This is a genomic window from Paenibacillus sp. sgz302164 (assembly GCF_056120505.1).
On record NZ_JBVYOL010000003.1, the window covers coordinates 112,347 to 133,146 of the forward strand.

The 20,800-nt window shown below is 51.7% G+C and carries 19 protein-coding genes; 3 read left to right on the plus strand and 16 right to left on the minus strand.

Annotated elements, in window-relative coordinates; all coding sequences use genetic code 11:
- Position 1 precedes the first annotated feature (1 nt).
- Positions 2-982 carry an alpha-ketoacid dehydrogenase subunit beta gene (locus AC0LWT_RS06100; protein WP_474680343.1) on the minus strand — a complete coding sequence of 327 codons (981 nt, stop codon included), beginning with the start codon at positions 980-982 and terminating at the stop codon, positions 2-4.
- Between the two features lie 89 nt (positions 983-1,071).
- Positions 1,072-2,154, minus strand: coding sequence for a pyruvate dehydrogenase (acetyl-transferring) E1 component subunit alpha (gene pdhA, locus AC0LWT_RS06105; protein ID WP_474680344.1), 1,083 nt, complete (start codon positions 2,152-2,154; stop codon positions 1,072-1,074).
- Between the two features lie 298 nt (positions 2,155-2,452).
- On the opposite strand from pdhA, the gene AC0LWT_RS06110 reads away from it, so the two are divergent.
- The gene (locus AC0LWT_RS06110; protein ID WP_474680345.1) at positions 2,453-3,181 is read left to right on the plus strand and encodes an alpha/beta hydrolase; all 729 of its coding nucleotides are present in this window, start codon (positions 2,453-2,455) and stop codon (positions 3,179-3,181) included.
- Positions 3,182-3,199: 18 nt separating this feature from the next.
- Here AC0LWT_RS06110 and AC0LWT_RS06115 read toward each other — a convergent pair whose 3' ends face one another.
- Complete coding sequence (locus AC0LWT_RS06115) at positions 3,200-4,027, minus strand: lipoate--protein ligase family protein (protein WP_474680346.1); 828 nt, start codon at positions 4,025-4,027, stop codon at positions 3,200-3,202.
- Between the two features lie 209 nt (positions 4,028-4,236).
- Here AC0LWT_RS06115 and AC0LWT_RS06120 point away from each other — a divergent pair, with 209 nt between their 5' ends.
- Positions 4,237-5,496 (plus strand): ATP-binding protein, encoded by a 1,260-nt coding sequence (locus AC0LWT_RS06120; protein WP_474680690.1) that lies wholly within the window; start codon positions 4,237-4,239, stop codon positions 5,494-5,496.
- Here AC0LWT_RS06120 and AC0LWT_RS06125 read toward each other — a convergent pair.
- From AC0LWT_RS06125 to alaS, 10 genes are all read right to left on the minus strand, one after another.
- Positions 5,482-7,302, minus strand: coding sequence for a peptidoglycan D,D-transpeptidase FtsI family protein (locus AC0LWT_RS06125; protein ID WP_474680347.1), 1,821 nt, complete (start codon positions 7,300-7,302; stop codon positions 5,482-5,484). The two genes, AC0LWT_RS06120 and AC0LWT_RS06125, sit on opposite strands and share 15 nt — an antisense overlap.
- A 641-nt stretch (positions 7,303-7,943) precedes the next feature.
- A complete protein-coding gene (locus AC0LWT_RS06130) occupies positions 7,944-9,989 on the minus strand; it encodes a methyl-accepting chemotaxis protein (protein WP_474680691.1) in 2,046 nt (681 codons plus the stop codon).
- 356 nt (positions 9,990-10,345) lie between these two features.
- Positions 10,346-11,632 (minus strand): peptidase U32 family protein, encoded by a 1,287-nt coding sequence (locus tag AC0LWT_RS06135; protein ID WP_474680348.1) that lies wholly within the window; start codon positions 11,630-11,632, stop codon positions 10,346-10,348.
- 17 nt (positions 11,633-11,649) lie between these two features.
- Positions 11,650-12,582: a peptidase U32 family protein gene (locus AC0LWT_RS06140; RefSeq protein WP_474680349.1), complete on the minus strand. Its 933-nt coding sequence runs from the start codon at positions 12,580-12,582 to the stop codon at positions 11,650-11,652.
- Positions 12,583-12,627: 45 nt separating this feature from the next.
- Positions 12,628-13,740 carry an endolytic transglycosylase MltG gene (gene mltG / locus AC0LWT_RS06145; protein WP_474680350.1) on the minus strand — a complete coding sequence of 371 codons (1,113 nt, stop codon included), beginning with the start codon at positions 13,738-13,740 and terminating at the stop codon, positions 12,628-12,630.
- Between the two features lie 79 nt (positions 13,741-13,819).
- Positions 13,820-14,116, minus strand: coding sequence for a DUF1292 domain-containing protein (locus AC0LWT_RS06150; RefSeq protein WP_474680351.1), 297 nt, complete (start codon positions 14,114-14,116; stop codon positions 13,820-13,822).
- A complete protein-coding gene (locus tag AC0LWT_RS06155) occupies positions 14,113-14,421 on the minus strand; it encodes a DUF1292 domain-containing protein (protein ID WP_474680352.1) in 309 nt (102 codons plus the stop codon). The genes AC0LWT_RS06150 and AC0LWT_RS06155 overlap by 4 nt, the downstream gene beginning before the upstream one ends.
- A 7-nt stretch (positions 14,422-14,428) precedes the next feature.
- The gene (gene ruvX, locus AC0LWT_RS06160; protein ID WP_474680353.1) at positions 14,429-14,845 is read right to left on the minus strand and encodes a Holliday junction resolvase RuvX; all 417 of its coding nucleotides are present in this window, start codon (positions 14,843-14,845) and stop codon (positions 14,429-14,431) included.
- 18 nt (positions 14,846-14,863) lie between these two features.
- A complete protein-coding gene (locus tag AC0LWT_RS06165; protein WP_134753304.1) occupies positions 14,864-15,124 on the minus strand; it encodes an IreB family regulatory phosphoprotein in 261 nt (86 codons plus the stop codon).
- Between the two features lie 127 nt (positions 15,125-15,251).
- Positions 15,252-17,879, minus strand: a complete 2,628-nt coding sequence (gene alaS / locus AC0LWT_RS06170; protein ID WP_474680354.1) for an alanine--tRNA ligase — start codon at positions 17,877-17,879, stop codon at positions 15,252-15,254.
- 476 nt (positions 17,880-18,355) lie between these two features.
- On the opposite strand from alaS, the gene AC0LWT_RS06175 reads away from it, so the two are divergent.
- Positions 18,356-18,595, plus strand: coding sequence for a DUF3951 domain-containing protein (locus tag AC0LWT_RS06175; protein WP_474680355.1), 240 nt, complete (start codon positions 18,356-18,358; stop codon positions 18,593-18,595).
- Between the two features lie 212 nt (positions 18,596-18,807).
- On the opposite strand, the gene AC0LWT_RS06180 is transcribed toward AC0LWT_RS06175, so the two are convergent.
- From AC0LWT_RS06180 to AC0LWT_RS06190, 3 genes are all read right to left on the minus strand, one after another.
- A complete protein-coding gene (locus tag AC0LWT_RS06180; RefSeq protein ID WP_474680356.1) occupies positions 18,808-19,878 on the minus strand; it encodes an AI-2E family transporter in 1,071 nt (356 codons plus the stop codon).
- Positions 19,879-20,036: 158 nt separating this feature from the next.
- Positions 20,037-20,240 (minus strand): hypothetical protein, encoded by a 204-nt coding sequence (locus tag AC0LWT_RS06185; protein WP_474680357.1) that lies wholly within the window; start codon positions 20,238-20,240, stop codon positions 20,037-20,039.
- 10 nt (positions 20,241-20,250) lie between these two features.
- Positions 20,251-20,772 carry a PRC-barrel domain-containing protein gene (locus tag AC0LWT_RS06190; protein ID WP_474680358.1) on the minus strand — a complete coding sequence of 174 codons (522 nt, stop codon included), beginning with the start codon at positions 20,770-20,772 and terminating at the stop codon, positions 20,251-20,253.
- Positions 20,773-20,800: the final 28 nt, after the last annotated feature.

The following is a 20,800-nucleotide window of genomic DNA, read 5'->3' on the forward strand; positions in this document are numbered from 1 at the left end:
ATTAAAATTCGAGGACTTGATTGATTCCGGCAATGACGCTCGCAGGATTAGGCAGCCAAGCGTCTTCGATTTGCGCAAAAGGATAAATCGTATCCGGCGGCGCCACGCGAAGCACGGGAGCTTCCAGATGGAGGATCGCCTTCTCGTTGATTTGCGCGATCACTTCCGCCGCTACGCCGGAAGTTTTTTGCGCTTCCTGTACGATAATCGCTCTGTTCGTTTTCTTGATGGAAGCGACGATCGTGTCGATATCAAGCGGCAGCAGTGTGCGCAGGTCGATGACTTCGACTTTGACGCCCTTCGTTTTTTCGATTTCCTCGGCCGCTTTGAGGGAAGTGTGCACCATAGCGCCGTAAGTAATGATCGTGACATCGGAGCCTTCGCGAACGACATTCGCTTTGCCGATTTCCACGGTATATTCGCCTTCCGGCACTTCTGCACGGAAAGAACGGTATAAATTCAAATGTTCCATGAAGAAAACAGGGTCATTATCGCGAATCGCGGAAATGAGCAGCCCTTTCGCATCGTAAGGGTTGGAAGGGACAATGACTTTGATCCCCGGAGTTTGCACCAGCAGCCCTTCCAGCGGGTCGGTATGCAGCTCAGCCGCTTTAACCCCGCCGCCAAAAGGCGTGCGGAACACGATCGGAGCGTTGTAACGGCCGCCGGAGCGGTAGCGCATACGGGCAGCCTGTACGCAAATTTGGTCGAGCGCTTCATAAATGAAGCCGACAAATTGAATTTCGGCAATCGGGCGGAAGCCCTGGATGCCAAGACCTACGGCAAGTCCGCCGATCGCGGATTCAGCCAGAGGCGTATCGAATACGCGCTCTTCGCCGAACTCTTTTTGTAAACCTTCCGTCGCGCGAAATACGCCGCCGACATGACCAACGTCTTCCCCGAACAAAACTACGTTGGGATCTCTTTCCAATTCAACGCGCATCGCGTCTTTTATCGCTTGAATCATCGTCATTTGTGCCATGACAGTCCGTGCCTCCTAAGAGTTTTTCGCCAAAAAACTGGCCTCGTTAGCATTGCTTTCGTTCTCGCGGCCGACAGCCGCGAAACCATTTATTTGTACGCTTGCTTTTGCTCTTCCAGATGCTGCGGTGTAGTTTCAAACATCGAATCGATCAAGCCAGGAATCGTCATTTTTTCGGTTTCCTCGGCTTTTTTGATATGCTCGGCGACAGTAGCCTTCGCTTCTTCCTTCACGCGGTTCTCTTCCTCTTCGCTCCACAGTCCTTTTTGTGTCAGGAACAGGCGCATGCGCGCAAGAGGATCTTTAGGCTCCCATTCGCTTTCTTCATCTTTGGTGCGGTATTTGGTCGTATCATCCGCCATCGAATGCGGACGGAAACGGTACGTTAATGCTTCGATCAAAGTTGCGCCTTCGCCCCGACGGCCTCTCTCGGCAGCCTCAGTCACTGCTTGAACGACAGCCAGAACGTCCATGCCGTCCACTTGAACGCCCTTGATTCCCGCGGCAAGCGCTTTGTGCGCTACGGAAAGCGCGCCTGTTTGCTTGGCGTACGGAGTCGTGATCGCATACCCGTTATTTTGCACGAAGTAAATGACAGGCAGCTTGAATGCTCCCGCAAAGTTCATTCCTTCATAGAAATCGCCTTCGGAGCTGCCCCCGTCGCCTGTGTAAGTAATCGCTACGCGAGGCTGATTGCGCTTTTTGAACGCCATCGCAACGCCGGTAGCATGCAAAATTTGCGCGCCGATAATGATTTGCGGCATAAGCACGTGCACATCCTGCGGAATCTGACCGCCATGCTGGTGACCGCGGGAATACAAGAAAGCTTGATACATCGGCAGTCCGTGCCATACGATTTGCGGCATATCGCGGTAGCCCGGGCAAATGAAATCGTCCTTGTTCAAAGCAAACTCGCTGCCGATCATGGACGCTTCCTGTCCAGATACCGGCGCGTAGAAACCAAGACGGCCTTGACGGCCCAGATTAACGGCTCTTTCATCCCATACGCGGGTGAATACCATTCTTCTCATTAATTCTTTCAATTGATCGTCGCTCAAATTCGGCATTTTGTCAGGATTGACAACAGTACCGTCCGGAGCAAGGACCTGCAAAGGCTGAACTTTCTCTGTGGTCACTTCATAATTCGCTTGGCTGACAAGTGGCTTACTCATACCATTTCACCTCATATATGATTTTAATGCCTGCTAGCTTCGTTTCTGTTATAGTATTATTATAAACCTGTTTTTGTGAATTGTACACCAGTTTCCTTAAGGAATACGACATTTTTTAACCTAATTGAATAGTACAGTTCATCAAAATATATAATACAGTTAACAATTTATTAATAACTGCTATAATACACCTCTCCAAAAAATACCCAATTTTTGCAAAAAACCGCCACACATTGCTGGCACTCAATAACACGCCGGTAACGGCTGACATCATTTTAAAAAAGGGGCGCATGATACAATGGAAGACTCCCGCTACTACAAAAGAACGATTGTCAAAGACGAAATTACATCCGCTTATTTGGGCGAACGGCGCTCCCTCCGCATTTTCCTGCCGCCCGGCTATAACGACCTGCTGTCCTATCCGGTCATTTATTGCCAGGACGGCGAACAATTTTTTAATTTCGGCCGCATCGCGACGACTCTGAACCGCTGCATTCTGGATGACGGAATGGAGCCGGCCATCGTTGTCGGAGTGGACGTCGATACAGCCGTTCGCACAAGCGAATACGCCCCTGAAGGCGAGCGTCATTCCGCTTACACCCGTTTTTTTGCTGAGGAACTGATTCCTTACATCGAAGGGCTCTATCCGGCCCGCCAAGACCGCACCGAACGCATCGTTGCCGGCGACTCGCTGGGAGGAACGGTTTCTCTGCACCTTGCCTTAGATTATCCTAGCCTTTTTTGCCGCGTTATATCCTTGTCCGGCGCATTTTTCGGCTTAACCAGGGAGCGTCTTTCCAGGGAAGAGGATTTATCCTGGCTGGAGTTGTACATGCTGATCGGTCTGGACGAAACCGAAGTGACGACAGAGCGCGGTACGTTCGATTTCGTTCTGGAAAACCGGCTGACCAGAGAGGTGCTCGAGCGAAAAAAAACCGCGCTCCATTATGTAGAGAAGCCCGGCAAGCATTTATGGGGGTTTTGGCAGTTGGAGCTGCCTGATGCGCTGCATTACTTTTTGGGATAGCCACCACTTATCCGCTGTTTATCCGCTTTTTATCGCATACCGCGATTTCAGCAATTCGATCATATCCGCAATTTGCTCTCCGGTCGGCGCTCCGACGATTTGTTCTGCGGCGGCCGGCCGGATTCCCGTTTTGCCGAGTTCCGCTATGAGCGTCTCCGTAAATTGGCCGGAGGTCAGCGGAGCGTTCAAACATTCCGCAAGGCTTGCCATGCTCCCCGGTGCGACTGCCGGATAATCCCCCTGCAAAGCCGTTCCCGCCGCTTTGTCATAAAACTCGCGCGCCATGCGGGCCTTGCTCTCGCCGTTTCCTTCCACGATGACAAAAGCTTGCACCGAGATAGCCCGCTGCTGGCGGCGCTGGGCAATTCCGCAAAATTTGCGCCCGCCGACACTCAGATCGAATTCGCCCGGGCAAAAGGAGCCGACAACTTCTCCCTGATCGATCTGTCCGGTTAAACCGCTCATCGCTTGCCGGATCAAGGCCACCATCGTTTCAAAATCTTTGCGGTGCTCCATATCGCCCGCCGCTTTGGGAATCAGCAGCGACACATTGACCACGCCCAGATCAAGCGGAACGGCCGCCCCGCCGGAATTGCGGACCGCCGTGCTATAGCCTTGGCCCTGCAGCCATCGCTGCGCATCGGCGGCCAAAGGAAGCCGGCTGTCGCGAAGCCCCATCACAAAAGCCCGCGGATGGCGCCAAATATGGATCACAGGCGCGGCCCCCTGGCCAATCGCCCTGCACATCAACTCCTCCAGAGCAAACGAGTACAGTATATCGTGAAAGCCCGTTTCATCCGAACGATCCCAAACGATCGTACCGGGGGGCAGCAATTGTATAGACATAATCCCGATTCTCCCGACCTTCGTATTCAAACCCATTTCAAATTGTAATGGATCTGCCTCCGTATCGCAATGAACCGTCCCGGATTGCAGAAGATATTGTCAAAAATCATCAAAATCTCAGACTCAAACAGGTAGGAATTTCTATTTTCCTGTCGAAATAATACAAATATAACCAAATTCCGATAAGTGGGCGAAAACAATTGAAAGTCATGGATGACTTGCTGCTTAATGTACTGGTTCTAACGGTACCCATCTTGATCTATTACATATTATGGCTTGACCGGTCCAGGCCCATTAAAAGCCGCCGCTGCAGCCAGTTGAGCATCGCTATCATCTGCTCTCTTGCCGCGGTGTTTTGCATGTCTCATCCGCTCTTCGCCTACAACGGCAGCGAATACGACCTTCGCGTTATTCCCGTGCTCGCCGCATTCTTGTACAGCGGCATCGGCGCCGGCTTGATCGTATCCGCAGTGATCATCGCCTATCGATATTACATCGGAGGGCCGGAACTGGTTTTGATCGTTTCCCTCATCGCACTTCTGGTCCCTTTCATACTTGCCTTTATCTCGCTCAGCAATTGGAAACAGCGCACGACCAAGGTGATGTTCCCCAGTTTGCTTGCATTCGTCAGCGCTTTGGCCGCTTTTTGCATAAACCTCGTTTACCGGATTCAGATGGATGAAAAGATCGATTTGCGCTTTTGGATGTATGGCGGCTTATTCTGTCTCATTCATATGGTCACGATGTTGATGCTGACTTATCTTATTGAAAGAATCCGCGAAAATATGTCCATGCGAAGCGAGCTTCAACGCTCCGAGAAACTTCATGTACTTAGCGAGCTCGCCGCCTCCGTAGCACATGAAATCCGCAATCCGATGACCGTGGCGCGCGGCTTCATGCAAATTCTCAGCCAATCCCAAGTTACCGAAGAAAAAAAGCGGATATATACTTCGATGGTTATCGAAGAGATCGACCGCGCGCAAAGCATTATTAGCGATTACCTCTCGTTTGCCAAACCCCAGGCGGAAAAAACGGAGAGGCTCGACGCTTCCACACTCACGCAAAAGCTGGGGAATTTGATCAATCCTTATGCCTCGCTGAGAGGGGTGCAAATTTCCTTTGATATGGAATCGCCTCTTTGGATCATAGCCAACTATGAAAAAATGATTCAATGTCTCGTTAATTTGACCAAAAACGGAATCGAAGCAATGCCAAACGGCGGAACGCTGCAAATTAGCGGCTATAAGCGCGGCTCCAAAATTATTTTGGAAATCAGGGATAGCGGAATCGGTATGACGGCCGAGCAAATCGAGCAGCTTGGAACCCCGTTTTATTCGACCAAACACAAAGGCACCGGCCTTGGCATGATGGTCTCCTTCCGCATCGTCAAAAACTTGGGAGGAACCATCGAAGTGAGAAGCCAGCCCGGAAAAGGAACATGCTTTATGATTTCATTACCCGCCCTTTGAAACTTCGGCCAATATGTTCATAATCCCCTTAAAAAGCGGAATCGCTTTGCTGCTTTCCCGCACATCCGCATTCTCGATAACTACCGAGACCGCATACCGCGGAGCTTCGACAGGACCGTAGCCGATAAACCATTGATTGATTTTTTCCTGTTTGTCATGTATGACTTGCGCGGTCCCTGACTTGCCTGCAAGGTTCCATTCCGCCCCCTGCAGCCCTTGTCCTGTTCCGTCCGTGACGACATCCCGCATCCAGTCCAGCAGCCTGCGGCTTGTCTTCGCGGATACGCTGCCATCGGCAGGACGCAGCGCATGCACAGGAAATTGTTCCATGGCGCGGCCCGTCCGGTAACGGATTTCCTGCACCACTCTTGGCGATAAAGCTTTGCCCCCGTGGAGCAAGGCAACTACCATGTTGGAGGCTTGCAGCGGCGATATACGTACGTCCCTTTGACCGATAGCCGTCTGCATCAGCACGCCCTCATCGCTGCGGGGTGTCTGCGTATCAAAAAGATGACCGGCTTCCTCCTGATCGAATTGCCTTATGTCCTCCTTCGTACCGGCTTTTCCTGTCCAGCCGACGTCTGCCAGCAGCCCAAGCTTGCGCGCATAGGTCTCCACTTGCGCCGCAGTCAAGCGCTGCATCACTTTGGCGAAAACGATGTTGCAGGACTGGGCATAACCTTCCTCCAACGTTAAAGCGCCGTGCCCCTCTTTTCTCCAGCAAGTGAAGCCGTATTTGCCCAATGCCCCCTCGCAATCGAAAGTTTCGTGAAGGTCTACGACGCCTTCATCCAGCGCTGCCGCAGCAACCACCGTCTTGAAAATCGAGCCCGGCACCGTCGCCTTGAGCGCGTGGTTGCTCCAGTTCGAACTGCCCGGGTCGACCCGGGCAGGATCAAAGTTCGGGCGGCTCGCCATCGCAACGACATCGCCTTGGCCGGCATCCTGAACGACTGCGGCCCCTTCGCGAATTTGCATCTTGTCCATCAGCGCTTCGATTTTTTGCTGCACGCTCATATCCAGCGTAGTTACAAGTTTGAGCGGGTAATACGGATTATCCGGCGCAATCATTCTGGCATCGAGGCCTGACAGAGGCCTTTTGCCCGCATCGGTGAAATACGAGATCGACGTTTCGCCGATCCCGCGCAGCCACCGATCAAAGCTTTTTTCCAGGCCGGCTCCGCCGATTTTGCTCGTCAGCCCCATCCTGCCGCTCGCCAGCTCGGCACCGTATACGCTAGAGACGAGATCCGGATTTTGCCCGATAAATCCGATCAGCTGCCTGGCCGTCATTTCCGCCGGATATCGGCTTTCCATGTTTACGACTTTCAGGTACGGGAGCTGCAAAGCCGTAATCTCCGCTTCCTCCTCCGGCGTCAATGCGAGCGGAACTATATCAGCTTGGCCTTGGCCTCGCCAAACCTGCGGCTCCTTCAACCCGCTCACGAAGGCGAGCCAATCCTTCGGGCTCGTCCCTAATATACGGGCGATCTGGGCAAGCTGCCCCTCAGTGCCCCAGTATTGGCTATGGATCGGAAACACGACCAACGCCCTGACCGTTTGTCCTGTAAACGGCCGCATATGCCGATCATAAATTTGCCCGCGGCCGCTATCCAAAACTAAAGCGCGCTGCCTTTGCAAAACCGAGTTTTCGACGAGGTTGATGCTCCGGGACGAATAGCTTTCCGATGCGGCAACCTGTATCCAGAAAAGCTTCCCGCCAATAATGGAGAGCGCACAAATGATAATAAGGAGAGACAAAAATATTCGGCGTTTTTCCGCCGCTGACAGCTGATTCCGTTTCATAGCCGCAATCCCTTTCGTCGCACGAATAGCTTCTGCTCTCAGTATGTTCAACAGCCGTATCCGGCAAACTGCGCCAAGCAAATTACACCGGGGCGTCATCCTCACAAAACTAGACGCTCAGAGGGGAGCAGCAGCTTCTGTCAAACCGCTGCTGAAAGCTAGTCGACGCGTCATTGGCCGATAGCGCGCGCAGAAAGCCTGCACTTTTTCACTGGTTTATGGCCAGAACGCAACTCGCCGTACGACAATTTGCTCTCACTGACGTCTCACTGGCCAGCAGCACGCGCAGAAAACCTGCAAAAGTGCATCTTTTTTCTCCCTGATGCTCTTACTTTGCTAAATTCCTGCAAATCTGCAGGATTTTCTGCCGAAATTCAAGCTCAGCCTCCTCATGGACGAAAATTCCTGCACTATCGCAGGCTTTTCCTCAAAACGGGCTGGTTCCTACGCAAAAGCCTGCACTTTTGCAGGTCTTTGGCCTGAGCGCAACTCGCCGTACGACAATTTGCTCGCGCCGTCACCTCACCGGCCGGCTGCGCACGGTGAAAGCCGCCTAGCCTACAACAGCCCGCTGCGCCGCTCTTTCAACAAAAAAGCTACCCCCTCGTCATACCGCAAGGGGATAGCTTTTTTATGTATATTTACTCAACTTCAAACTTGGAAAGCGACTCGTTCAATGTTTTGGAGAGCTGGTCCAGCTTGTCGGACAGCTTCACCAGCCCTTCGCTGATGCCGAGCTGCTCGGAGCTTAACGATGCAACCTCCTCGGATGTTGCCAGCGATTCCTCCGCAACTGCGCTTACGTTGGTCATCGCATCCGACAGCACGACCTGCGACTGCTCCAGCGTGCTGATTGAATCGCTCACAGCGCTAAGCTGCGTAATAAAACCGCCCATATGGCTCGTTACTTGCTTGAAAATCGTATCCGCTTCTTTAACCGCCAAAATTTGCTCCTGGAAAATCGGTCTGGCGTTGTTGAGCGCTTTTACCGTTTCATCGATCTCTTTTTGAATCGTTTCCGTCGTTTGACCAACGATATCGATCGATTGTCTGGATTGATCCGCCAGCTTGCGGATTTCGTCGGCCACGACCATGAATCCTTTTCCTGCGGCTCCGGCTCTGGCGGCTTCGATCGTTGCATTAAGCGAAAGAATATTCGTCTGCTTGGTTAAATTGTTCAGCACTTCGAGAATTTTACGAATCGACCGGGTGCTGTCTTTAAGTCTGTCGACCTTATCGACCATGGAGCGTATCATTTCTTCCGTTAAGTTCGTCTTGCCGATAAGCTCGTCCATGTACTTGGTACCCTGCTCACTCGAGCTTTGCACGTCCGCGGCTGCCGTTCCCATCTCCAGGTTCGCCTCGATGACCTGCTTCATTTGCACGCCGATGTGCTGCGTAAGCTCGTTCCCTTTTTCCGATTCGGTGGCAAGCCCTGCCGCTCCGCCCGAAATTTCGTCCGTCGCTACTGCAATTTCACGTGCGGCCGTAGCCGTTACTTTCGAAGAATTCGAAAGCTCCGTAGCGGTTTCAGCCACCTGCTGAGCCGAAGCGCTGGTCTGCTGAACGAGCGATGTAATCTGCTGCATCATCACATCAAAGCTTTCGCCCAACTGGCCGATCTCGTCTTTCGTTTGATAATTGGCGCGTACCGTAAGATTGCCTCGCGCTCCTTGCCGCATTAGGTTGCGGAGATTAATGAGCGGCCGTCCGATCATTCTTGCGACGAACAATCCGATTAGCACGGCGGCGATAGCCGCACCGATGGCCACATAGATCGTATATTTGAAAATGACTCCTGCTTCCTTCACCAGCGAGCTTACCGGCGTATCGCCGAGCAAATACCAACCGGACACCGTCGAACGGTAAAAAGAAACCAGATGGTCGTCTTTGGTCGTAAACGAGTCGGCATCTTTATCCATCTGTTCTTTCGTCAGCTGAATGTCCGAATCTTTCTCCACCGTCTCCTTAGCGATCGAAGCGATCACTTTGTTCGAGGAGTTTGTAATAGCGATCTTACTGTCATCGCCGAGAGAGATTTCGTTGACTTCTTTATACAACAGATCGGTGCTGATTTCCAAAAGCAGAATCGCAGACGAGTTGTTCGTCAACGTATTGCGCAGCACCCGTCCGATGGCAAACGTGCCCGGGGAGTTCGTCGAATATCCGTTGACTTTGCTGTCCAGCCAGACCACTTTACCGTTGGCTTCATTAACTTTTGCGAACCAGTCCTGATCCTTCACATTGCCGACCAGCGTACTGCCGCCCGCTCCGGTTATCGTAATCAGGGAGCCATCAGGCTTATAAAGGTGAAGCGTCTTAATCGATTTGTTGGAAAAAATAATGACGTTTAATTTCTCCGACAGTTGGCGGGTTAGGTCTAAATAATCATAAGTGCTCGGGTCGACCTTCGCCTGCTTATCGAGAATATCCTGAATATCCTTGTTCAGCATAATTTGCAGCGACGCATCATCGAAAGTCTGGAACAGGAAGTCGAGCTTTTGTCCGGCCTGTGTAAGCGTCTCAACGTTGGATTCGGAAACCTTGCCTTTAATAACATTTTTGGAAACGGAGTAAGAAATAATCCCGACGATCAGGACAAAGAACAAAATACTTGCAAAAAACATCAGGAAAAGCTTCATTCCTACGGATTTCACCGGATTTTCAAAATGAAGCTCCCGCATCATTCTCCATCCGCTCACCCCCGTACGCTTCAATAGTTGGCCCAATCGTCCCCATTTTACTTGACGAATGGCTTTCCAACACGACTTTCCGAACTTGACTAAAGCTGACGTAAACTGATTAGGTCCATTCTTCACACAGGTCACCACCATTAGATTCTGATTAGCATGATTTGATTAGGAATTCAAAATCTGTTTGAAAAGGGTTTCACGCTTATTATAACACTAAATTTTCGACACTTTTTAACAATATCCTCTAATTAACGAGCAAAAAATGAGATAACCTTCCATGGAAGTTTTTCGAAGCTGAAAAAAAAGAAGCATCCCCCTGAACCATACAGCCGGAGGAAGCTTCCATCAAGTTATTTACCTGTTTTTTTTCTCATCATGTCCCATTTTTTCACGGGTTGGGCCGTTTTGATTTTTACAATTTGCAAAGGATGTCTGGCCGCGTCCAGAAGCTGGCCTTCTTCGCCGGTGATCGCTTCGACTTTTTGCTTGAAATGAGTGCCCTCGGGCCCAAAAAACTCGATCTCCTGTCCTATTTTGAAATGATTTCGCTGCTGGATGACCGCCGTGCCCGTCTCTGCGTCGTAGTCCATGACCAAACCTACAAAGTCAAATCCTACGGCTTTATCTTCAGGCTCATAAATATGGTCCTCAGGTCCCGGGGACTCGTAGAAAAATCCTGTATTCAGCGGACGGTTGGCCGCTTTATGAATTTCGTCAAGCCAAACCTGCTTCAGTTCATAGCCGTCCGGATCGTCAAAATAGGCGTCAATCGCCTGCCGGTACGCGCCTACAACCGTCGCGACGTAATGGATGCTTTTCATGCGCCCTTCGATTTTAAAGCTGTCCACTCCCGATTCGATCATCTCCGGAATGTGTTCGATCATGCTCAAATCTTTGGAGCCCATCGTAAAAGCGTCGTCCTCCGCTCCGAAAAGCGGCAAATCGGTTGCCAAAGGCCCTGCCAAAGGCTGGTCCTTGGCGAACAAATCGTATTTCCAGCGGCACGATTGCGAGCAGCCTCCGCGGTTGGAGTCGCGGTCGGTGAAATGGTTCGACAGCACACATCTGCCCGAGTAGGAGCTGCACATCGCGCCATGGATGAACGCTTCGATTTCCACATCTACATGCCGCTTGATTTCATCGATCTCTTCCATGCTGGCTTCCCGCGCCAATACGACACGTTCGATGCCCTGATCTTTCCAAAACTTGACGGCCTGCCAGTTCATCGTCGACTGCTGGGTGCTGAGGTGCACTTCGAGCTTAGGCGCCACTTTCCTGGCCGTTTGCATAATAATCGGGTCCGCGGCAATGATCGCGGAAATTCCGACTTCCTGCAAGCCGCGCAAATACGGCTCCAGCCCGTCAATATCTTCATTATGCGCATAAATATTCGTCGCAACGAACACTTTTGCTCCATAAGCCTTAGCAAATTGCACGCCCTCGCGCATTTCTTCCAAAGTAAAGTTGTCCGCATTGGAGCGCAGTCCGTATTTTTGCCCGCCGATATATACAGCATCCGCTCCGTAATGGATCGCAAATTTCAGCTTTTCCAGGCTTCCGGCCGGAGCCAGCAGCTCCGGTTTGTCCAGCCTTACGCGCTTGCCTCTGGCTCTAGCTGCTACAGCCGCCGTAGTCATGATGCCACCTTCCTTTCTCAATAAACCTGTTCTTTATAAAAAAAGCCATACGACAGTTCGCGCTCGGGATCTTGCAAGCTCCGAATGCTGTCCAGCCACTCTTCCTTGAACTCATAGCGTTCCGGATCGGCTGCGTAGCTGTCAATTACCGCGCGGTAGCTTCGTACAACAGCTTCGTTGTACTCCGGCGATTTGAGCAAGCCTTCGATTTTCAGGCAGTCCACGCCGCCATCCATCAGCTCCGGCAAGTTTTCCAGCATGCAAACATCTTCAGAGCTCATAATATGAGTGCCGTTCCGGTCTTCGTAGATCGGATAGCGCTGATCGCGCCGCTCATGCTCGATAAGAAACAAGCCGCGGCCCGATGAACGGTCCTCACGGGACGCATCCGCTTTCCCCTGATGCTCCATATAATTTTTCACCAGCTCGCGCTTGGAGTGATAAATGTTCGTAATGCCGTGCACATGCACTTCCACTTCCAAAAGCGCATGACGTTTAAAATCAAGCACCTGCTCCATGTTCAGCTCCCTGGCCAAAACAACGCGCGAAGCTCCCTGATTCGCCCAATAATTGGCGGTGGCATAGTTCGTCGATGTCATCTCCGCATTCCAATGCAGCTTCACCGGCTTCGGCAAATTCCGTACCGCCATCAGCACAGCCGGATCGCCGAATACGATCGCATCGACTCCCATCCGCTGCAGCTGCTCGATATAGCCGTGCAGCTGTTCCAGGCTGTCGTTGTCAAAAATGTTGTTGACCGCGGCGTAAACTTTCGCCCCGCGATCGTGCGCCCATTGTACCGCCTGGCCCAATTCCTCCAGCTTCACTTCACCCGGGAGGCGCAGGCCGTAGCGTTCTTCCCCGACGAGGACGGCGTCCGCGCCCGCTTCGACCAATCTTTTCAACTCATCGACGGAGCCGCAGCTAACCAATAACTCCGGTTTCTTCATGTATACCCTTCTTTCCGAACATCTGTCCGATCATGGCGATCCTGGTCAATTGGCGGCTTTTTTGCTTGCCGCAATGTTCTTTTTATGTTCTTCAAACGTTTCTGCAAACAAATGGCCTTTCGTGCCGTCTTTCTTCGTTACATAATACAAATACTTGGTTTCCTGCGGATACAGGGCAGCCTTGATCGAAGCCAGGCTCGGGCTGGCGATAGGCCCCGGCGGCAACCCCGGATTCAAGTACGTATTATAAGGGCTTTGAATTTGCAAATCTTTTTCCAGCAGCCGTTCTTTAGGCTTATCGAATAAATACTGCACCGTCGCGTCGATCTGCAGCGGCATGTTTTTGCTCAAGCGGTTGTAAATGACGCCGGCCACAAGCGGCCGCTCCTCATCGACAACAACCTCCCGCTCGACCAGCGAAGCGACCGTCAGCAGTTGATGGATCGTCAAATTCCGCTCCTTCAGCTTATCCTTCCAGTCCGGCGGCAGCGCCGCCAGCTTTTTATCAAGTTCCTCCAGCGTCCGCTCTACAAACTCCTGCTCGGTTGTCCCCTGCTTAAATTCATAAGTCTCGGGAAACAAATATCCTTCCAGAGGGTGCCGCAAATTTTTGTTGTCCGGAAGAGACGCGATCGAGCTCGCCTGAAACTGGGACGGAGTATCGGTCAACTTGAGGAAAGCGTCGGCGCTCCATGACGTCTGCTCAGTCAGCTTCGCGGCGATTTGCTGGACGGTATATCCTTCGGGAATCGTAATACGGATGACGTCTTCCTTTACCGTTTCGCCTTTGTTCAGCTTGTCAATGATTTGATCCAGCGTTATGCCGGGCTTCATGCTGTACTCTCCCGCTTGAAAACGCGCCCCCTGCTTCTTCCATTTCAAATAATAAGTAAATATCGAACCGTTCCTGATCAGCCCGTCCGCTTCCAGCAAGCTTGCGATTTGCGAAGAACCGGCGCCTTGCGGGATCGTTATTTTAACATCCTGATCAGCCGGAGCCACGGGCTGCAGCGCATTCGAGATATACAAGCCGATCCCCCCGGCTCCCCCGGCGATAAGCAGCAAAACCAATCCGCCGATCAGCAGCACAGCCTTAACCTTGCTGCGCTGCGGCTTACTAAATTCACCTTGTTCATCCAGCATCTGGTTCACGACCATCCTCCTGCAGCTCTCCCTACATTATGCCCTGTTTGACAAAACAAAAAAGAGCGGATGCACTCCGCTCGGGTGTACGCTCTTACAAGTCATCCTTCACCGGAAACATCATTTCGTCGTAGAGCTCCGATACCGTTTCCCATTCATCGTCGTCTTCGATCGTTTCCAGCTCATATTGCTGATCCGCTCCCTGAACCACCCTAAAGATGGCGACTTCATCTTCCTTCTTCAGTTCGCCGGATTGCAGAACGGCATATATCACATCGCCGTGAACGAATTCCGTCAGAAGACGATAAACCGTCGATTCGTTTTGCTCGTCAAACAAAATGATATCATCCCCATAAGCATTCCGCAACACATCCGTTTGCGTTACGCTCATGACTCTTCTTCCTCTTCAAACTCGGCCATCAAGGTGTTGAACGTTTCTTCCACAATGTTCCATTCCTCTTCGTCCTCGATGGTGAACAGCTTCAGATCTTCTCCGTCGTCGTCTTCCTCGTAACGGAAAGCGTATACTTCGTCTGTCTCCTCTTCCCCGCCGTCAAGCGGAACGACCATCATGTACTTCTTGTCGGAACCGTCCACTTCGAATTTCATGATGACCTCGAACTCTTCCTCGTTGCCGTCATCGTCAGGGATATAAATGATTTCCGGTTCTTCCTCACGCAATTCTTCTTTGGACATGTTCATTTCACCTCTTCGTATTGGCATCCATATATCCTTGCAAAATAAGAGCCGCGGCCATCTTATCGATGACCGCCTTTCTCTTTTTCCGGCTCACATCGGCTTCGAGCAGCGTTCGCGTAGCGGCTACGGTCGTAAGCCGCTCATCCCACAGATGCACAGGCACATTCAATCTTTGCTGCAAATCCCGGGAAAAAGCAATCGCGATCTCGCCTCGCGGACCAATCGTATTGTTCATATTTTTAGGCAAACCGACGACAATCTCGGTAACGTTATATTCGCGCAGAATCGCTTCCAGACGCTCCATGTCCTGTTCCGGCTTGCGGCGCTGGATGACTTCCAGCCCCTGGGCCGTCCAGCCCATTTCGTCGCTGACCGCCACTCCGATCGTTTTGTCCCCGTAATCCAGGCCCATCCATCTCATGCAGGTTCTCTTTTCCTTTTATTTATGCTGGCCCAGATAAGAACGTACCAATTCCTCGATCAGCTCGTCTCGCTCGCGCTTGCGGATCAAGCTTCGGGCGTTATTGTGCCGGGGAATGTACGCCGGATCTCCGGAAAGCAAGTAACCGACAATCTGATTGATCGGATTATACCCTTTTTCCTGAAGAGCATCGTAGACCGCTAACAACACTTCTTTCGGTGATGTCTCGATTTCTTCCGCTTTCACGTTGAACTTCATCGTTTTATCCATGGAACTCATCAGGAGCACCCCACTTTCCGTTTGCTGCCGCTTAAAATACATATTTTTGCTCAGTGTATATTGTCATATATTCTCTGCCCAGCGAAAAATTCCTGTCCGGCCAAAAAATATTTATTTTATCATGCTATTAAACGAATTGGGAGAGCAGTCCTTCCACGCCCGACAACGCCGCCTGCAGCTTGGATGCGTCTTTGCCGCCTGCCTGCGCCATATCCGGGCGCCCGCCGCCGCTTCCGCCTACCTGCCCGGCCACTTCCTTAATAATTTTGCCGGCATGGAAGCCTTTTGCGACAAGATCCGGAGTGACGGCCGCAACGAGGTTGACCTTGTCTTCGGCGACAGCGCCAAGCACGATGACCGCCGAGCCCAGCTTCGTCTTCATCTCGTCGACGATGTTGCGCAAGGAGTCCATGTCCGCGGCATTGACTTGCGCTGCCAGCACGTTGACGCCCGCAGCCTGCTTCACCTGATCGGTGAGCGAGCCCGCCTCGATGCGTCCGAGCTTGCCGCGCAGCGATTCGTTCTCGCGGGACAGCTCTTTCAACTGCTGCTGCAAACTTTCCAGCCGTTTGGGAACGTCCTGGATGTTCGCTTTCAGCAAGCCTGCCACTTCTTTCAACAGCAGAAGCTGCCCGTCCAGGTACTCGTAGGCGCTGCGTCCCGTAACGGCTTCGATCCGGCGAACGCCAGATCCGATACCGGATTCGCTGACAATTTTGAAAAGCCCGATTTGCCCGGTATTTTGCACATGGCAGCCTCCGCACAGCTCCAGGCTGTAATCGCCGACGCGCACGACGCGCACGATGTCGCCGTATTTTTCGCCGAACAGAGCCATAGCGCCCATCGCTTTCGCCTCGGCGATAGCTTTAAGCGAAATCTCGACATCAATGTTGTTCCAGATTTGCCGGTTGACCCGCTGCTCGACATCCTGCAGCTCCTCGCTGCTGATGCTTCCGAAATGCGAGAAGTCAAACCGCAGACGTCCCGGTTCCACCAGGGAGCCCGCCTGATTGACATGCTCGCCGAGCACTTCCTTCAAAGCTTTGTGGAGCAAATGGGTAGCCGTATGGTTTTTGACCGTTTCCGCCCGCTCCGCACCGGTCACTTCAGCCCGGACGGATTCGCCTTTGCGAAGCACGCCGGATTCCACCGTTACCGAATGAACATGCTGGCCGTGAGGCGCTTTGCTGACGTCTTCGACTTTCAAAAGCACGCTCTCGCTGCGAATGTATCCGGTATCGCTCACTTGCCCCCCGCTTTCCGCATAGAAAGGCGTGCGGTCCAGCACCACTTGGCACGTCTCGCCGACACCGACGATATCGACGAATTGGTTCTCGTGAACGATGGCGATGACAGCAGCGTCAACTACCAATTCATTATATCCAACAAATTCGCTTTTAACCGTGAAATCGGCCAGCGGTCCGCCCTGAACCTTCATGCCGCCCTCTTCCTGACGGGCCGCTCTGGCCCGTTCCCGCTGCTCCTGCATCGAAGCGTCAAAACCTTCGCGATCGACGCTCATGCCCTTTTCCGCGGCGAAATCTTCGGTTAAGTCAAACGGGAAGCCATACGTATCGTACAATTTAAAAGCATCCGGCCCGCTGATCCGGTCGCCGCCCGCTTGGCGGGTTTTCTCAACCATCTCCGCGAGGATGACCAGCCCGTCGCTGAGCGTCTCGTGAAACCGCTCCTCTTCCGTACGGATCACCTTTTCGATAAATTCGCGCTTGTCCACTACTTCCGGATAGTAGACGCCCATAATCTCGCCTACGGTCGGCACAAGCGAATGCAGGAACGGCTTGTCCATGCCGAGCACTTTGCCGTAACGGACCGCGCGGCGCAGCAAGCGGCGGATGACATATCCCCGGCCTTCGTTGGAAGGCAGCACGCCGTCGCCAACCGAGAACGCTACCGTCCGGATATGGTCGGCAATCACTTTCAGCGCGACATCGTGCTCTTCATTGGCATGATACTGCACGCCGGCCAGGCCGCACGTCTGCTCAATAATCGGCAGGAACAGATCGGTATCGAAGTTGGAATCGACATTTTGCAAAATCGAGGCAAACCGCTCCAGACCCGCCCCCGTATCGATATTTTTGTTGGGAAGCGGTGTATAGCTGCCGTCCTTGTTATGGTTAAACTGCGTGAACACGAGGTTCCACACTTCCAGGAAGCGCTCGTTTTCACCGCCGGGCCAGCACTCCGGGTCGGACAAATCGCCGTACGCGTCGCCGCGGTCGTAAAAAATTTCCGTACACGGACCGCACGGGCCTTCCCCGATATCCCAGAAGTTGTCTTCCTTCAGCTTGTAGATGCGCTCCTCGGGAATGCCGATTTGCCGGTTCCAAATTTCAAAAGCTTCCTCGTCGTCCTCATGCACGGTAACGGAAATGCGGTTCGGGTCAAAGCCGATCCATTGCGGGTCCGTCAAAAACTCCCAGGCCCACGGAATCACTTCTTTTTTAAAATAATCGCCGATCGAGAAATTGCCGAGCATTTCAAAAAACGTGTGATGGCGGCGGGTTTTGCCGACATTCTCGATGTCGTTCGTACGAATGCACTTCTGGGCGTTCGTGATCCGCGGATTTTCCGGAATTTCGCGGCCGTCCAGGTACGGTTTGAGCGGGGCGATCCCGGCATTGATCCACAGCAAAGACGGGTCGTTGTGCGGAACGAGCGAAGAGCTCGGTTCAATCTTGTGGCCTTTGCTAGCAAAGAACTGCAGCCATTTGGAACGAATTTCGCTTGCTTTCATAAAGTGTTACGCCTCCACAGTGTAATTGATATCAAAACAAAATAAACGCCCCTGCAAAACAGGGACGAATCATCGCGGTACCACCCTGGTTATTGTGCCGGACGCTGCCGCCCGAAATGTGTCACAATCTCCTTATATGAATGTTAACGGATTCACCCGGCGGAGTTCGTCCGCACTCCGGAACGAGCGTTCGGCCATTCTTGCATCGAAAGGTTCTTTCAGCCTAATTACACCTGCTGCGAACAGTTATAATCCGAAACCTTCTCTCTGACGACGGGCTATGGCTTACTTTAGTTCCATCAATGTTTTGTCATAGTCACAGATAGGCAAATTATAACTTTAGGAATTCGCACTGTCAATATTCAGGCCGCAATTCTGGGCAACAACCGAGAAGCGCAAACAGATTGAAACCGGGCCGCAATGGGAACCGTATTATCAAGTTAGTACCACCTAATTAGGTAAGGAGGCTGCCTTTGTTGAATTTCTCTTCGCTCGTCCTGTTGTCCTTAATCGGTCCCGTATTTATTCTTATCATCTACATTATGGCAAGAACGCTGATCAGGAAGCAAATCCCCGACAGCCGGTACAACCCGTTCGATTATATCACCGGTCAAACCGTCGTCCAATTCCAGGAGCAAAAAGAACAAAAAGAAGAAGATGACGACCAGGGCGACGACAAAGAGAAGCATGCAAAAAAGATCGAAAAACGCAGTTGACAATCATTCTCAATGAATATATAATGAGTTCATTGATAATGATTTTCATTATCGAAAGAAGCAAGAGCAAGACCACTTTTTCCGTGGCTGATCGACAGTAATACGAATGATTGCCAAATCACCCAATATCCTCACCTCAACCCTCGTGCAAAACCCCCTTTGGACCATGATCCCGCAAGTCATGGCTCAGAGGGGTTTTGCGCGTCCGCTTTTTACAACGTCGGCCTGTGAACATAGTGCAAAAACAGATGCTGGACGATCACCTTCATAACGGCGAAAAACGGAACCGCCAAAATCAGCCCCATGACCCCCGCCACTTCTCCGCCGACAAGCAGCGCAAAAATAATAAATAACGGATGCATGTGCAGGGACTTGCCGACAACCTGGGGAGAGATCACGTTGCCCTCCAAAATTTGCACGGCAAGATTCACCAGCGCGACGAACAGAATCATTTTCAAGGAAACCGTTGAAGCCATAACAATGGCCGGCGCCGCCCCGAAAAAGGGGCCCAGGTAAGGGATGATGTTGAAAACGGCGACGACGCTTGCCAGCAAAAGCGGATAGGGCATTCCGATGATCCAATAGCCGAGGTAGGCCAGAACCCCGACAATCAGGCATACGAGAAGCTGGCCCCTGACATAGTTGCCGAGCGCCGTATCGATATCCAGAAGCAGCTTGACCGTTACTCTTCGATGATCTTTGGGAACGATGGCGAGCGCCGTTTTTTCCAGCAGCTGAAAATCTTTCATAATGTAGAACGCGACGAAAGGCACGATAAAAACCATGAACACCATATTGATCGTGCTGCCGATCTGATTCACATAATTGGAAATGGCCAAAGATATGCCTTCCTCTATTTTGGTAAGCGATTGATTGAAGCCCATGCGGACGCTGTCCGGCAGCAGCCGGTTTTGATTAAAACCGTCGACAAGCGACTGGGCTCTCATCGCCATCTGCGGCAAATGCTCGTTGAGCTCGGCAAGCTGATTCATAAACATCGGGGTCACATTCATAATAATTACGGTCAACGACGCAATGAATACGCTGTAAATAAGAAGCACGGCAATCGTGCGCGGCACTTTGCGCTGGTTCAGCATGTTGACGACGGGATTCAGCAGATAGGAAAGGATCATGGCTATAAAAAACGGGGCCGCAACGCCTTTGATGAATTGCGCCACACTCAGCAGCACCGGTTTGATCTGCACCAGCATGAAAATAACAGCAAGACCCAGCAGCACATAAACCAGCGAAGCAAACCATTTGTTTTTGTAAAAGCGGTCCATCCTGTTCACCCCTGTTTCAGGCTAGTACATTCGATATACAGTATATGTACAACCTGTGCAAAATAACCCGGGGGAACATGCGCTCCACGCAAAAAAACGCCGCAAATCCGGATGCAAGGCACCGGATTAGGACGGCGTTTATCGTTCATTGTGCAATACTAATTGGCATGTACGTGCGACCCGGAAATCTCTTCCTCAAAAAACAAATCGTCAAGCGAGCTCAACGTTCCGTCTTCTTCAACTTGATAAACGGACATTTTATCGCCGTTAACGCTCAACTCGATAAAGCATCCCCAGCAATAAAATTGATGTGAACCTATTTTTCCGATATCTTTGGAATTGCAATTTGGACAACGCATCATGTTACTCACCCTATTCTTCTTTGGATACGAAGAGTTCTTCTAATTCCGCAGCGGCATGTGCCGGGACGATAACCGCATCCTTCCCTTTGACAGCCGACTCCGGTACGGGAAGCCACCTGCGCCCTCCCTTTAAATCGGAAATGAAACCTTCGGATAATTCATAACCTACTATTTGTGTTCCCCAATCCTGGCCTAAATAAACATCTTCTACCATTCCTAATTGGCGGCCGTCCACTGTAATTACGGGAAGCCCTTTAATCCCGCAGCTTACGTCGTTCAAAACAATCAGCTCCTTGTCGCCGGCTTGCTCGACAAGTACGCTTTCGTTCGGTATGGTAACGGCATCCGTTCCGACGGCAATGATATCGTTCCACAAAATCAGCTTTGCGGCGGAGAACCATTGCTTCGTTTCCAGAACGATGCCTATTATGTTCCAATTCGGGTCCATGCATACATCTTTTACCTGGCCAATCTGCTTACCGGCGTCTACCGTAAGAACGGGAAGGCCGATAAGATCACGCGCTTTGCGCAAGCTGGTTTCCTCCTAGAACCACCCGGTA